The sequence below is a fragment of the Aquibacillus sediminis genome (genome assembly GCF_005870085.1).
GTDB lineage: Bacteria > Bacillota > Bacilli > Bacillales > Amphibacillaceae > Aquibacillus_E > Aquibacillus_E sediminis.
The window spans coordinates 1-15,768 of sequence record NZ_SZNM01000005.1; the positions used below are offsets into that span (position 1 = coordinate 1).

A 15,768-nucleotide genomic window follows, 5' to 3' on the forward strand; every position below is an offset into this window, starting at 1 on the left:
ATCATTTTAAATGAGTAAGATCCCTCAGAGACGATGAGGTTGATAGGTCCGAGGTGGAAGCGTGGTGACACGTGCAGCTGACGGATACTAATAGATCGAGGACTTAACTATATATAGAAAGCGGAGCGGGCTTGGTCAGATGTGAAACGCAAAAGCAGAGCGCCGCAAGTGACCATGGTGTGAAAGGAAGGCCGACTAAGTTCGTCACGTCCTGTGACAACGTCGGCATGACCCACATCATGTGGCCCCTAGGTGAACTGCTTATGCCGCGAGCATCTAGCCCACGGAGCTAGACTGTTAAAGGCTATACACTGTTGTTTGTTTGTCTTGAGACTTTCTTATCTAGTTTTGAAGGTGCATATTTAATTAAATACACCCATGTTTAGTGGCAATAGCGAAGAGGTCACACCTGTTCCCATGCCGAACACAGTAGTTAAGCTCTTCAGCGCCGATGGTAGTTGGGGCTTTGCCCCTGCGAGAGTAGGACGCCGCTAAGCTACCTACCCCCCCTTAAAGATAGGAATATTTTTAAGGGGGTTTTTAATGTGAAAATGGAACAAGTTCGGAGGAAACAACATGACGAAGCAAACTTATTTTTATCAATTTTTAGAACCGATCTCGAAAGAATTGGCCTTTGTTGCACGTGAATTAGAATATAGTATCTTTTCAAGTCCACGTACAATGCTCACGCATGCAAGAGTATTTGTGGAAACCATATTACAAAAGGTTATAAGTGTGGAACAACTACAGGATGGTGATTATACTAATTTAAAGAAGCGACTAGACCTTCTCGATGACAATGGTTATTTAACGGCAGACGTTCGTGATGCCTTGCACCATGTCAGACAAATTGGCAACAAGGCTGCACATGATGCAAGAATGTTTCGGTATTCGGAAGCATTATACTCATGGGAAAGAGTATATACGATTGTGAAATGGTATGTTGAAGTTTATGGTCCTGTTGAGATAATCGTACCATCATATCAAGATCCAACCCCACAACAACAGCAAGCCTATGACATTTCTGAATTAGAAGTGCGACTACAATCAATGGAGCAATTGCTCACATCTTCTGTTCAAAAAATCGTTGATGAACAAATGCATACCGAAGTTGCAGCAACAACGGAATCAGTTCAAGCTGGGTTAGAATTACCTGGTTTTACACCAATACGAAGCCTGTCCTATCGTGGTGAGCAATTAGAAGTTCCTTATTTCTTACGTGATGCTTTCTTACTACCACAACGATTTAATAAATCTGAGACATTTTTGATCCGATTAGGCGCTGTTCAACAAGCACGAATTATTAGTGAATTGCCTACGGACTTAGAAGGGTTACATACACATGTTAAGCGTTATAATGACAAGAACGACGAAACGTTATTTAATGAATTAAAGCTTTTTATTGAGGAAGAAAAAGTGCGTCGGAAATTGACGGTAGAACGTCCAGGGGAATTGTTTTTCTTTTATAAAGATCAACACATTGTGGTGACAGAAAGTTTGTCGCAAATCCCTTTAACGACGGACCAATTTACCGGCATTCCGAGTTTATTACGACAATTAAATGAAGATCAAATCATGACTGTTGGTCAACTTCCCTATGAGCTTGTTATTTTGGCTAAGTATGATCACGTCGGGATCGGAACCGTGGAGAATTTGTTTAATCAACTACGGGGTAAACAAAAGGCTATTTTATAATAGGAAAGAATGGATAAAATTTTTTCAGGGCTATTCCTGCGAGGACTTAAGTCAAATCTTCTTTGTGGCAAAAAGCGTCATGCCGAGGCTTGTCTTAATCTTGACGAGGATGATTTAGGTAACCTAGGGTTTTTGTTCATTATTCATTTATCGGGAGAAACTATCCTCTTACACGAAAGCACTTGGGTCATCTAAGACCCAAGTGCTTTGGTTTTGATAAAGCAATTCGTACCCAATAAACCTACTAAATTATGTATACTATATAATAAATTCGATAATAGCATTAATATATAATAATTTCCCTCTACATAAACTGTTATTGCCAAAGCAAGTGGTAAATGACCTAAGTTAAGACTTTTAGGAACTAATGCAATCAAATGAACAGAAGTACTAGTTTTGATAGGGAGGAATGAACAAGACTATTAACCTAAAAAAATTTTAAAAAGGGTTGGTCGTCTAGTCTTTTTGCTAAAAAAGGTGGTCAAAAACGTAACTTTCAGTGAAAAGTCAGAAAATCTAAGGAAAAATACCTAAAAAGTGTGATACAATTTGCTAAAGAAGAAAATGGAAGGAGTTTTCCTTATGCTTCTACAAAAACATGAACGTAAACACGTTTATTTTACGATAACAATCCTTTTCATCTATCTGACTATCACTTACTTTTCCAGCACACTTGAAAAATTATATAATCCTCAAAATCATTTATCCTTCCATGTCTTATTAGAAATGTTTATTATTATCATAGCATTTGCGATTGCACTTCTAGCTTGGACGATCTTTAGAGAAAGTTTATCGGCCCATCGTTTATATTTGGGGTCATTGTTTTATGTGGTTGCAATCCTTGAAATGTGGCATATGCTTACATATAATGGGATGCCTTTTTTCATGATGGAAAGCTCGATTCCTAGGGCGACATGGTTTTGGCTTTTAGCTCGATTGACGGAAGCAGTCGGTTTACTAGCCATTTTTCTAATGAAAGATCAGCCAATCCATTCAAGTTATCGAAAAATGGTGTTTTTATTAGCTAATCTATACCTTGTTATTACTGTGCTAGTGATTGAAACACAAATCAATTTATTACCGACACTTGTTGTAGAAGGGCAAGGTACAACGACGTTTAAAAATGCTTTAGAATATGTGGTCATCTTTCTACTGATGTGTACAATTGTTGTATTATTAACGCGTTATCGGAAAGATAAACAATTGGCGACATTGTACATCATTTCTGCACTAGAATTATTTATACTAAGTGAATTCACGTTTACGTTATATCAAAGTGTAAACGATGTCACGAATATGTTAGGTCATGCTTATAAGGTAATAGGTGTTTATTTCCTATATAAAGGTATCTATGTTACAACAATTGAAGAGCCTTATCAAAAGCGGAAGCAAGCAGAGCAGTCCTTGAAAGAAAGTGAACAAAGGTACCGTAGTTTAGTAGATGTTTCTCCTGATGCGATTGTTGTGCATTACCATAATAAAATTCTATATTGTAATCAGAACTTTAAAGAACTTGTGGAAGAAGACCGCGATCTCGTCGGTACCACGATCTTAAGTTATTTATCAGATGAAGATGAAGAGACATTCCAATCGCAGGTGTTAAGTATGGGGGAACACGGTACTTATGGACCTTCAGAGCGAAGGTATATTACGGCTACGGGTAAGGAAGTTTATGTTGAAGTAAAAGCGGCATCGATTCGTTTTCAAGGAAAAGATGCCATTATTGCCAATGTCCGTAATATTTCTGATCGCAAACAACTAGAGTGGCAAATTGAAGAAAGTGAAATGCGGTATAAATCCTTATTTGATTACAACCAAAATGCGAGTTTTGTGTTGGATATGGAGGGACACTTTGTTAATGGTAACCATGCTGCAGAACGTACGCTAGGGTACTCGAAAAAAGAGTTAATCGGCAGTTCATGGATACCGCTCGTAAAAAAAAGCGAACTCCCTAAAACAACGGAACACTTCTCTAAAGTAATGGAAGGAAGTGCGGCAAACTTTGAAACAATCATTATGTCCAAAGAGGGAAGGGAAGTTCACCTGTATATTAACGCAGCGCCAATCATTGTCAAAAACGAGATTACCGGCGTGATTGGGGTAGCGCAAGATGTGACACAGCAAAAACTTGCAGAAAAAGAATTGAAAGAAAGTGAAGAACGCTATCGTCAATTAATTGAGTTATATCCAGATGGTTTGTATGTTCACGATCATGACCAAATCCTATATGTCAATGATCGAGCCGTCGAGCTATTAGGTGGTGAAAACAAACAACAGATACTCAAGAAATCGATCATCGATTTTCTTCCCGATGAAAAACAGCATGAAATAAGACTTAAATTAAAAACGATTCTTTATGAGGGTTACCCCTCACCAAAAAGCACGGAGATTGAATTCATAACATTAACTGGCGAGAAAATAATTGCTGAAATTGGTACTGCACGAATCACGTATAATGGAAAATCAGCTCTATTAGTCAGTTTTCGTGATATTACCAAACGTAAAGAACAGGAAGAAAAGTTACAAAAAGCCAATCAATTATTACGAAATTTTTCCAATGTAGATGGGCTGACAGGTGTTTATAATCGTCGCTATTTTGATCAAACATTAGAAACAGAATGGGAACGAGCTCATAGGTACGGGCGAAGTGTATCACTCATTATGGTCGATATCGATCAATTTAAAAACTATAACGATACGTATGGGCACCTTCAAGGTGATGAATGTCTTAAAATGGTTACCAAAACGATTCAAACTTGTTTGCAGCGGCCAACAGATGTTTTGGCAAGGTATGGCGGGGAAGAATTTGCGATTATTTTACCCGAAACGAATCAGCAAGGGGCTTGTTATATAGGAGAGAGAGTACGAAAAGAAATTAATTCACAAAACATTCCACATGAATCATCGGAGATCAAAACCAATGTAACGGTTAGCATTGGAATTGCGACATTAATCCCTTCTGATGATTTGAGCCCTACCAACTTAATTGAAATGGCCGATGTGGCTCTGTATAAAGCAAAAAATAGAGGGAAAAATCGTGTGGAAGAATATACGCTTTCAGGTAAAATGCCTGGAATTGATCAATATTTACGTGATGTGGATCTATCAAAATAATAAATTTTTTCACCAAAATAGTGACAGAAGTGTTAAACTGTTTACAAATAAATTATTGTAAACTAGTTTTTCAAGGAGTTGATGATGCATGAGTGAATCTAACCATGTCATAGAGACTGGATTCTTCGGTGAGTTTGGTGGTAGTTATATTCCAGTCGATTTACAAAAAGTTCTCACGAAACTAGCGGATGAATTTGACAAGTATCGAGATGACCCACAATTTAAAGAAGAGTATAACTATTATTTACGATCGTTTGTCGGACGAGAAAATCCATTAACGTATGCAAGCAACCTTACCGAAAAAGTTGGTGGGGCTAAGATTTATTTAAAACGGGAGGACCTTAATCATACAGGGGCCCACAAGATCAACAATGTAATTGGACAAATTTTATTAGCGAAGCGGATGGGTGCCAAACGTATTATCGCAGAAACAGGCGCGGGTCAACATGGGGTGGCAACGGCAACTGCTTGTGCGATGTTTGGGATTCCTTGTACAATTTACATGGGAAAAGTGGATATGGAGCGACAAGCCTTAAATGTATTTCGAATGGAATTATTAGGTGCCAAAGTTGTTCCAGTAGATACAGGTGAAGCACGCTTGAAAGATGCAGTTGATCTAGCGTTAAAGGATCTTGTCGACAATTATAAGGATACGTTCTATTTAATTGGCTCAGCTGTTGGGCCACACCCATATCCATCAATCGTTAAACACTTTCAATCTATTATTAGTGAAGAATCGAAGCAACAAATGCTAGCGCAGGAAGGGAAGCTACCTACTGCAGTTGTTGCAGCTGTTGGTGGGGGAAGTAATGCGATTGGGGCATTTGCCAATTATATCAAGGATGAGAGTGTCCGGTTAATTGGTGTAGAACCAACAGAAGCTGCACCAATTTCTGAAGGGGTCCCTGCTGTTCTTCATGGATTTAAATCGTTCACATTGTTAGATGACGATCATCAACCCCAATCAACCAACTCAATCGCAGCTGGATTAGACTATCCTGGTGTTGGCCCAGAACACAGTTATTTAAAAACAAGCGGACGAGCTGAATATGTGACGATTAGCGGACAAGAAGCATTGGAAGCATTCCAAGAATTATCTCGTACGGAGGGTATTATCCCAGCCCTAGAAAGCGCTCATGCAGTTGCATATGCGATGAAATTGGCTAAGACAATGGCAAAACAAAATGCGATTCTCGTTAATCTATCTGGACGAGGCGATAAAGATGTTGACCAAGTATATGAAATGTTGCGAAAATAGCGATCAAGAGCGAGGGTATACCTCTCGCTTTTTATTTGTAATTAAATGAATTCCAATGTAAGAAAGCAAATTACGTAAAGTTATTGCGTACAATATAATGTAACGGCAACACAAAGGGTAAAAAAACATACGAAAAACAGTCTTTAATGTTAACAAGCCTACATTACTACAACACTACTTATGTAAGGAGAGATTGGATGAAGTTAGGGTTTGATATTGATGACACATTAATTAATTTACGTGAACACGCCTTTCATATTTATAATAAAAAGCTACAACAAAATGTTCCAGTGGAGAAGTTTCATGAGTTAGATTGTGTGGAAATTCATTCTTTATTTGGTCTAACCGGTCAACAAGGAAAGGATATGTGGCATCGTTCAAAAGAGGATATTTATTATACCTCATGCCCAGCCTATCCTAAGGCAATTGATATATTAACAAAATTGACTCAACAAGGACATGAAATCTATTATATTACGGCACGACCAAAAATTCATGGAGAACGAACCAAACAATGGATGAAACAGCAGGGTTTTCCTGTTTGTGATGAAAGATTTTATTATGGCATGTTGGATGCTGAGAAAGTAGAAATCATTAAGCAGTTACAACTCGATTATTATTTTGATGATAAACCAGCCGTTCTTCAAACCTTGCTTGAAGAATCTGTAAATGTATATGTGAAGGATCAATCGTATAACCGTCATCTTGATTTACCACGCATTGTAGAATGGGAAGAATTAGAAGAAATTCTTACGCAACATGAAAGTTAATGTTGTGTAAATAAGTATAAAAAAATCGAACCAATACTGTTTTTTTTCAAGGATCTGATTTATACTTTGATTGGGAATATTATACAAAATGAATAATTACAGATTGTTAGAATGGAATAGAATAGCTAAAAGGAAGGTAATAAAGTGAATTTAACAAATAGAAAGAAAAAGGTGTTTGTTCTAGGTGGGGATGGTTTTTGTGGTTGGCCAACGAGCTTACATCTATCCAACTTAGGACATGAAGTGACTATTATCGATAATCTATCAAGACGAAATATTGATAATGAATTAGAAGCAGAATCATTAACACCGATCCAGCCTATCGGAACTAGATTAAAAGTATGGGAAGAAGTTTCAGGGAATAAAATTGGATTCTATAATGTCAATCTTGCGGAAGATTATGAACAACTATTGCACCTGTTGAAAACGGAAAAACCTGATGCAATTGTTCATTTTGCTGAACAACGTTCTGCTCCATATTCGATGAAATCATCGAAACATAAGCGCTATACGGTCAACAACAATATGAATGTGACCCACAATGTGTTATGTGCGATGGTGGAATCAGGTTTAGATAGTCACCTTGTCCACTTAGGAACAATGGGTGTCTATGGATATGGAACAGCTGGGATGAAGATTCCAGAAGGTTATTTAGATATTGAAGTAAAAGCAGAAACAGGGGAAAGAATTGAACAACAAATTCTTTATCCAACCAATCCCGGCTCAATTTATCATATGACGAAATCACAAGATCAACTTCTGTTCCAGTATTATAATAAAAATGATAATTTAAGAATCACGGACTTGCACCAAGGGATTGTTTGGGGTACGAATACGAAAGAAACGAATCTGGATGAACGCTTAATCAACCGTTTTGATTATGATGGGGATTATGGAACCGTGTTGAATCGATTCTTAATGCAAGCGGCAGTTGGTTATCCAATCACAGTTCATGGTACTGGTGGGCAAACGCGTGCCTTTATTCATATTCAAGATACAGTTCGTTGTATTGAACTGGCGCTTGAAAATGCACCAACGCGTGATGAACGCGTGATGATTTTTAACCAAATGACAGAAACACATCGTGTCAACGATTTGGCAAAATTGGTAAGTGAGATGACAGACGGAGATATTGCCTATGTATCCAATCCTCGTAAAGAAGCAGCTGAAAACGAGTTGCACGTTAAAAATGACTTATTCCTATCAAAAGGATTAAAACCAACAACATTACAAGAAGGCTTATTACGAGAAGTAACGGATATCGCGAAGCAATATGCATACCGAGCAGATCATTCGAAAATACCAGCAACAAGTACATGGACCAAAGAACAAAAACCAGGTATACCTGAATAACCAGAGTCAGCTCTCTTTGTGGACAGAAGTTCACGAGTTGGGCTGACTTTTTCTTTCACTTTGGAAAAAAGTGACATATATCACTGTTTTTCTGTTTTGACTATGTTTACATATACATATAGGCACTATATACAGTGTCTTGGGTAAAATTAAATACGATATGTTGTATCATCTTCATTAAGATGCTGTTTGGCAGCTTAATAGGGAATCTGGTGTAAATCCAGAACTGCCCCCGCAACTGTAAGCGTGGACGAAATGGGATACCACTTTATGTGAAGCATAAGGGAAGGTCCAAAGTAGGTTGATGCGCGAGTCAGGAGACCTGTCTTGATGAAGTAAGTTTCAACACTCTTCGGGGAGTAAGAGTATGGAACGATAGTAATAGTTTTTATTTTTCTATTTTCTGTCGTCCTACTCGCTCCCATGATTGGGAGCTTTTTTTATGTTCTAGAACAACGCTACATATAAAAATGCGTGAGGAGGTGCGATCATTTAGCAAATGAGCAAATATTGAACGGCTATAGTTAAAAAAAGGAGTGGTGACGATGTTTGAAAACGCAGAACACATCATTGATAAGTTCACATCAAAGGATGATGACAAAAAGGTTGATTATTTAAAAAGGGAAAACAGTAATTTTGTTTATTCGCTTCCATTGTTACGACATAATATGAACAACTTCAATGAAGAAGCATACTTATTCTCGCACATTTTGCCAGATCGAATAAAAGAATTATATGATGAAGGGATTGTCTATGTTCATGATAAACAACTTGCACCATATTGTGTGTCGATTAGTTGTTTAGATATTGCAACAAAAGGAATTCCTTCTCTAGCTAAAAACATGATTACATCCAAACCGACAAGTCGGTTGTCGATTTTACTTAGGCATTTTAGCAATGTGGTGACATTGATTTCCCAACAAGTTTCAGGTGCTGTTATGCTTGCACAGTTGTCAACGATTGCTGCATCTTACCTATATGATGAGGAAAAGAAAGGCATTACCTATACAGATGATACGTTAAGACAGCTTTTTCAAAGTTTAATATGGGAACTAAATATGCCATTGCGTTCTGGTGCGCAAAGTAGTTTTTCCAATATAACATTAGAATTTGGAAAACCATCTGAAGAGATTAAAGATGAATATATGGTAATCGGTGGTACGCCGCGCTCGATCCAGTATAAAGATATTCCAAGTGTTTATTTTGATCGGATTAATCAAGCAATCATAGACGTCATGAGTGAAGGGACAGGCAATGATGGCATTCCATTTACTTTTCCATTAATCACCGTGCAAGTTGATGATGATTTTAATAGTACCAATCCGATGTTCTTAGAGTTGCTCGACAAAATGTACCACTGGGGTGGCGTGTATTTTGAAAACTTTAAGACGAAACCTTTCGAAGATCCATACTATAAAGCATTGAATCCAACGATTGAGGCGAAAGATCCTGAAGTAACCAGAAGTTTATGCTGTCGTTTGCAAATCAATATGGAGACATTATCTAAAGCGGGCGGTGGCGTATTTGGTTCCTCGACAGGCTCGACTGGTGCCGTGCAAGTGTTAAATTTAAATATGAATCGCTTACTGATGGAGTTTGGTCACAATTCAAATTTAATAAAACAGAAGATTCGAGAATACATGGAGGTCATGCAAGAAGCGCATCTGGCAAAAAGAGAATGGTTGGAGCGAAATAAAGACCTTTATCCAACATTTTTTGCCTACAATAAAAATCTAAAAAACTATTTCAATGTTTTTGCTGTTACGGGAATGAATGAAGGCCTCATCAATGTTGGCTATCCACACGGAATAAAAGATTCACAAGGAAAATTAGTTGCCCATGAGTTGATGCAGTATATAACAGCAATCATCAATGAATTTATTGTACGCGATAAGGTAGCATGTGGGATCGAGTATGCACCAGCGGAAAATGCAGCAATTAAATTAGCTCGACATGATGTCAAATGGGCGAAAGAACACGGGCGTGACATTTTTGTGCAAGGAGAAGGGGAAAATCCTTATTTAACAAGTGGATGTATGACGCCATTTTCTGAGGAAGATTTCTTGGATCAATTAGAAAATAGTGCAGAATTTCAGGGGTATGCTACATCAGGAAGTGTATTGCACCATTTCTTAGAGTCTAAAGTTTCTCCAGAAAAACTTGTTACCTATTTAGATAAGATTTTTGAAAAACCAATTAATTATATCACCCTAACCCCAACGATTACTTCGTGTATGGATTGTGGGCAGAAAATTGTAGCAGCCGATGGCAAATCGATTCATTGTTGTCCAACCTGTCATTCGGTCGACATTGCTACCTTTAGTCGGGTGATTGGCTATTTGAAAATGATTGCGAGAAACAATCTCCATGTCGATGACAATGGTTATTATCAAGGAAAATATAATTTCTGGTCAAAAGCGAGACGCCACGATTGGACTGTCCGTAAACGGTTGAAAGATGAAACAATGGAGGAGGTTGTACAGCAATAAAGAAAGGGGGACATTGCCTCCGTTTCCAATTGCTCATTATGAAATTTTACAAAAACTTCATTCGAACATTTAACGATTTACCAGGACATACAACATTATTAATTCATTCCTTATCAGGTTGTCTGTTCCATTGTTTCGGTTGTCATAACTATGATGAAATCGTAGCACAGACACCGAAAGAATATAAGACGAAAGAAGGCTTATACACCTATTTAGAAAAAAGTGGTTATTTAGTTGATGCAGTGATGTTTAGTGGCGGAGAATTTCTAATCGATAAGATAGAAGAAATTGAAGATTTGCTTAAGAATGTGAGAGCACGATTTGATGGGAAAATTATTGTAACAACGTGTGGGGTTTATTGTGACAAAGTGAAACATTTGTTTAGAAAAGACTTAGTAGATGGTATCCATATTGATATGAAATTGCCTTATCATGTACTTGATGTGGATGCTGATCAGCAGATTTTTAAAGATATTATGGGGATTACACCTACAGAGAAATTGGTGGACAATTTACTAGATAGTATCGATACCGTTATCAAGCATAATTCTGAACTTGATCAAGTACGTACCGTTCAATACCCGATTCTAAGTGACGCTTTTTTTGACGAAATTAAAAGCTATGTAAACAAACAAAAAGCTTACTATAATAGTAACGTTCCTTATTATTTAAATGAATTTCTCTATTCATAAAAGGGCAGACTCCCCATGAAAATGGTTGACCATGGGGAGTGCCCATTTCTTATCTAGAAAACTTCTCTCCTCATTCATTCTTCTTAGAAACAAATACCCCCAAATTAAGACGTCTGAAGCCCTTTAGGCAGACGGTACTTGTTATATCCTACAAAAGTTAACACAAACATACCAATCAAAAAGGCAATAAAATAGGGGGAAATTACATCACGAATGACCCCGGTCACAAATGAACTAGCAATGATGCCGAGAGAATAAATCGCCGACATAAAGCCATACGCTCGTCCGTGTACTTGTTTTGCAGCATAGTCTGTGATCGCAGCAGCCATGGCGGGCATGATTAAGCCAAAGAAAATCCCTACTACAAATAATAGCGCAGCCAATGGCAATGTCGTGCTAAATAAGGCGAATAACGTCATTGACATTCCGAACAAGCCAACCATTAATCGTTTCAGTGGATCAAACCGATTGATAAATAACATCGATAATGTCAAAAAGGTACCAAGACCCATATAACTAAACAGTTGCCCTGTGTTAAAAGTGGATACACCTTGTTCAACGGTTAAATATGGGATTTCGTAAATAATTACCCCATGAATATACATAACAGCAAAACCGATTAAATAAATCATTTGTAAAGCAGGATTGTTTAAAATTTGGGTCAAGCGAACGGTAGAGCGATTCTTTTTCACAACCATCACTTGCTGTTTTTCTCCGAGAAATTTCACTGTGTATATTCCAATTACAACCATCGAAGCCCCAATAAAAAAATAGGTGTTTACATATCCGATTATCCCAACTAATTTTCCACCAATAAGTGGTGCAATAATTCCTGCAATCGTCGTTAGCATTCCGTTGATGGCAATATTCTTCCCTTGTTGATTACTGTTTTTTGCATAGGCGGATAATAAGGTTAAAGATGCTGGTAGAAAGAATCCTAATGCCAAACCATTTAATCCATGGAAAATTAATAATTCAACCGAATCAGAAGCTAGTCCGTGAGCGATGAAAAAACCACTGGAAGCAAATAATGGCAAGATAATAAATAACTTTTTTCCAAACCTGTCAACTAAAGGCCCGACAATTAAATTTCCTGATAAATTTGCAAACGACGTGACACTAAGAATAACACCGATTAAGACACTTGATGCCCCGAATGCAGCGGCATAAGGTGTGAAAATCGGAATTTGCATGCGCATCACTAAACTAATAAAAAACATGATGATAAAGATGTGTATCTTTCCTGTCGCCTGTTCTCTCATTGTTTTCACCTCAACAACCAACTTATGCAACAGTTGTTAAAAATAGACGAGCAATCAAAACGACATTTCGTGCCCGCGCAGGAAGGAAACCACGCTGGGAGGGCACGGAAACTCCCTAATTTTTCCCGTTCACCTAGCGATTTTATGAAAACAACTATTGATGCTTGCTAATTTTTGCATAATAACCAAAAGGTGGGAAAATATAACTCGTGATGAATAGTTGGTTAGGAGGGGTAGTGCATGAAACATAATTTCTCTTATTTATTAAATAAATGGCGACAGAAGAAAAAGAAATCTGCTGCCGTTAACAATATCCCCTCTGATCAAACAACATTGGAAAAAAAGCTACAAGATACGGTTCATTCGGTAAGGTCTAGTTTAGGAGAAAGTTCTGATTTCGTTGTACGGAATTTTAAAGTAGGGAACAACCAAACAATAAAGGCTGCTTTATTATATATGGATGGATTGGCTGATAAGAGTTTTATTCAGAATTTCATCATGGAAACATTAATGGTAGATACTGAACTGGAGGAAATTTCAGGGAAAGACATTTCGAATGATTCGGGGCAATCAACATCAGTGTCTGTTAGCGGTAAGCAGGGGGATTTTTTTAAGCAATTCAAAGATCGTATTGTAGCCAATAGTGAAGTGTCTGAAATAAACAGTTATGAATCCTTGTTTCAATATCTCTTAGCGGGTGATTCCATCCTTCTATTGGATGGGTATGTTAAGGGATTCGCAATTGGTTCAAAGGGATATGAAAGTCGAGGGGTGCAAGAACCATCCTCCCAGACCGTCGTTAGGGGGCCAAAGGATGGATTTTCTGAGGTGTTGAGGACCAATACCTCTCTCATCCGCAGGAGAATAAAGGATCCAAATTTATGGGTTGAAAATAAAGTGATTGGCAAGAAAACCAATACAGATGTTGCTATTTGTTATATCAATGGGGTTGTCAATGAAAAAGTGGTGCAAGAAGTAAAGCAAAGACTAGATAAAGTAGATATTGATGCGATTTTAGAAAGTGGTTATATCGAGGAAACGATTCAAGATGAAACATTCACACCGTTTCCAACCATTTATAATACGGAAAGACCCGATACGATTTGTGCAGGTCTGTTAGAAGGAAGAGTTGCGATCATGGTGGACGGCACACCGTTTGTGCTGTTGGTCCCTGCTTTGTTTGTTCACTTTTTTCAATCAAGTGAAGATTACTATCAGCGCTCTGACGTTGGTACGCTCGTTCGGCTCCTTCGTTATCTCTGTTTCTTTCTAGCCTTGCTGACACCAGCGTCTTATATTGCACTGACTACATTTCATCAAGAAATGATTCCGACCCAATTGTTAGTCAGTCTTGCTGCCCAACGGGAAGGGGTGCCATTTCCGGCTTATGTGGAAGCTTTGCTGATGGAGATCACCTTTGAGATCTTACGAGAAGCGGGAACACGAATGCCTCGAGCAGTTGGCAATGCGATTTCAATTGTCGGTGCCCTAGTATTAGGGCAAGCAGCAGTTGAAGCGGGAATTGTTTCGTCAGCAATGGTAATTGTTGTGTCCCTAACCGCCATTAGTAGTTTTGTTTCGCCGACTTTTAATATGGCCATCTCAGTACGAATTTTAAGGTTTGGCTTTATGACGTTAGCAGCTATGTTCGGACTTGTGGGCATTATTTTAGGTTTAATTGTTATGGTGTTGCATCTAACGAGTTTACGGTCGTTTGGCATTCCTTATCTTGCTCCGATGGGACCGTTTATCCCAAGTGATCAGAAAGACGCGTTGGTGCGAATGCCTTTTTGGAATTTGCGTAATCGACCTAAATTAATAAACCAAACAGACCTGGAACGAGAAGATACGCCGTCACCAAAACCACCATCTACGAAGCAATAACATGTCAGATAGAGTGAGGATTGATTATGGTTAAAAAGCTAAAAATAGTTTGTGTAATCATCATCTTCATACTATTTCTAACCGCTTGTTGGGATGCAAATGAATTAACGGATTTAGCACTTGCAACAGCACTGGCGATTGATCAAGAAGATGACCAGATCAAACTGACGGTACAAGTAATAAATCCAGACGAAATTGCAGGAAACAATTTTACGAATCGAACGGCTGTCTCTACGTATTCCAGTACAGGGGAGACGGTGTTTGAAGCACTCAGAAAGTTGACCACGATTGCACCTAGAAAAGTTTATTTGTCGCATATTCACGTCATTGTAATTGGAGAAGCACTCGCAGAAGCTGGAATTGCTCGCAACTTAGATTTTATTTCTCGTGACCATGAAATGCGAGCAGATTTTCATTTAGCGATTGCTCGAGGGCATACAGCAGCAGAAGCGATTAACATATTAACCCCTTTAGAAAAGATTTCTGCTGAGAAACTGGCTTCGAGCATAGAATCCTCTCAACAAGCCTGGGCAAAAACAAAAAAGGTGAGTCTTGATGTACTGCTTTCATCAATATCTTCTAAAGGAAAGGAAGCTGTATTAACTGGAGTAGACATCATTGGTGACCCTAATCAAGGGAATAAACTCGATAATGTAGAAGCAGTTCACTCTCCTACCTTTGTGAAGGTGGATACGGTAGGTGTTTTTAAAAATGATCAATTAGTAGGTTGGTTAAGTGGAGATGATAGCAAGGGCTTGAATTACGTCATAAATGAAGTGGAGAGTACGGTTGAAGAAACAGCGTGTGAGGAGGGGGACGACAAAAAAGTAGTAGCCGAAGTAATCAAAAGTAATACAAAAATGGAAGGTAAGTTCAAAAATGACACACCAACGGTTGCCATAGATATAAAGACAGAAGCAAATATTGGTGACGTAGAATGTGGAATAGATATTACTGATCCAAGTAACTTTGAAAAAATTGAAAAACAATTGGGTAAAGAAATAGAGCAATTAATAAAAGACAGTATTGATCAAGCGAAAGAATTGGAGAGTGATATTTTTGGGTTTGGGGAAGTGATTAGTCGTTCAAACTATAAAAGATGGAAGGAGATCGAAGGCCGGTGGAGCGACGTCTTCGTACAACAATTGCAAACGGAAGTGAATGTCGATGTTACATTACGCAGAACTGGAACGGTTACCCAATCATTCCAAAAAGAGATAGAAGAGAAAAAGAAAAAGGATGAACAGTAAA

The 15,768-nt window shown here is 38.1% G+C and carries 10 protein-coding genes, 2 rRNA genes and 1 riboswitch; of the genes, 11 read left to right on the forward strand and 1 reads right to left on the reverse strand.

All coding sequences use genetic code 11. The features are described 5' to 3' along the window. From FCI53_RS06985 to FCI53_RS07025, 9 genes are all read left to right on the forward strand, one after another. Nucleotides 1–111 (forward strand): 23S ribosomal RNA (locus tag FCI53_RS06985); the annotation flags it as partial. A gap of 270 nt (nucleotides 112–381) precedes the next feature. Beyond that, nucleotides 382–497: ribosomal RNA gene (rrf, locus tag FCI53_RS06990) — 5S ribosomal RNA — on the forward strand. 79 nt (nucleotides 498–576) lie between these two features. Continuing rightward, entirely contained in the window at nucleotides 577–1,695 is a 1,119-nt protein-coding gene (locus FCI53_RS06995; RefSeq protein ID WP_138417245.1) for a DUF4145 domain-containing protein, read from the forward strand. A 582-nt stretch (nucleotides 1,696–2,277) separates the two neighbouring features. Continuing rightward, nucleotides 2,278–4,809, forward strand: a complete 2,532-nt coding sequence (locus FCI53_RS07000; protein ID WP_171038092.1) for a sensor domain-containing diguanylate cyclase — start codon at nucleotides 2,278–2,280, stop codon at nucleotides 4,807–4,809. Between the two features lie 88 nt (nucleotides 4,810–4,897). Beyond that, the gene (gene trpB, locus FCI53_RS07005) at nucleotides 4,898–6,067 is read left to right on the forward strand and encodes a tryptophan synthase subunit beta (RefSeq protein ID WP_138417249.1); all 1,170 of its coding nucleotides are present in this window, start codon (nucleotides 4,898–4,900) and stop codon (nucleotides 6,065–6,067) included. A gap of 197 nt (nucleotides 6,068–6,264) precedes the next feature. Continuing rightward, entirely contained in the window at nucleotides 6,265–6,837 is a 573-nt protein-coding gene (locus FCI53_RS07010) for a 5' nucleotidase, NT5C type (protein ID WP_138417251.1), read from the forward strand. Nucleotides 6,838–6,981: 144 nt separating this feature from the next. Continuing rightward, entirely contained in the window at nucleotides 6,982–8,190 is a 1,209-nt protein-coding gene (locus tag FCI53_RS07015; RefSeq protein ID WP_138417253.1) for an NAD-dependent epimerase/dehydratase family protein, read from the forward strand. A 163-nt stretch (nucleotides 8,191–8,353) separates the two neighbouring features. Further along, nucleotides 8,354–8,534: riboswitch (cobalamin riboswitch) on the forward strand. A gap of 201 nt (nucleotides 8,535–8,735) precedes the next feature. Continuing rightward, nucleotides 8,736–10,679: an anaerobic ribonucleoside-triphosphate reductase gene (nrdD, locus tag FCI53_RS07020; protein ID WP_138417255.1), complete on the forward strand. Its 1,944-nt coding sequence runs from the start codon at nucleotides 8,736–8,738 to the stop codon at nucleotides 10,677–10,679. 38 nt (nucleotides 10,680–10,717) lie between these two features. Next, the gene (locus tag FCI53_RS07025) at nucleotides 10,718–11,371 is read left to right on the forward strand and encodes a 4Fe-4S cluster-binding domain-containing protein (RefSeq protein ID WP_138417257.1); all 654 of its coding nucleotides are present in this window, start codon (nucleotides 10,718–10,720) and stop codon (nucleotides 11,369–11,371) included. A 104-nt stretch (nucleotides 11,372–11,475) separates the two neighbouring features. Here FCI53_RS07025 and FCI53_RS07030 read toward each other — a convergent pair whose 3' ends face one another. After that, nucleotides 11,476–12,633: an MFS transporter gene (locus FCI53_RS07030; RefSeq protein WP_138417682.1), complete on the reverse strand. Its 1,158-nt coding sequence runs from the start codon at nucleotides 12,631–12,633 to the stop codon at nucleotides 11,476–11,478. Between the two features lie 240 nt (nucleotides 12,634–12,873). Here FCI53_RS07030 and FCI53_RS07035 point away from each other — a divergent pair, with 240 nt between their 5' ends. Both FCI53_RS07035 and FCI53_RS07040 read left to right on the forward strand, forming a co-directional pair. Beyond that, the gene (locus tag FCI53_RS07035; protein WP_138417259.1) at nucleotides 12,874–14,517 is read left to right on the forward strand and encodes a spore germination protein; all 1,644 of its coding nucleotides are present in this window, start codon (nucleotides 12,874–12,876) and stop codon (nucleotides 14,515–14,517) included. A 26-nt stretch (nucleotides 14,518–14,543) separates the two neighbouring features. Further along, nucleotides 14,544–15,767, forward strand: a complete 1,224-nt coding sequence (locus tag FCI53_RS07040) for a Ger(x)C family spore germination protein (protein ID WP_138417261.1) — start codon at nucleotides 14,544–14,546, stop codon at nucleotides 15,765–15,767. The last annotated feature ends 1 nt before the right edge of the window (nucleotide 15,768 follow it).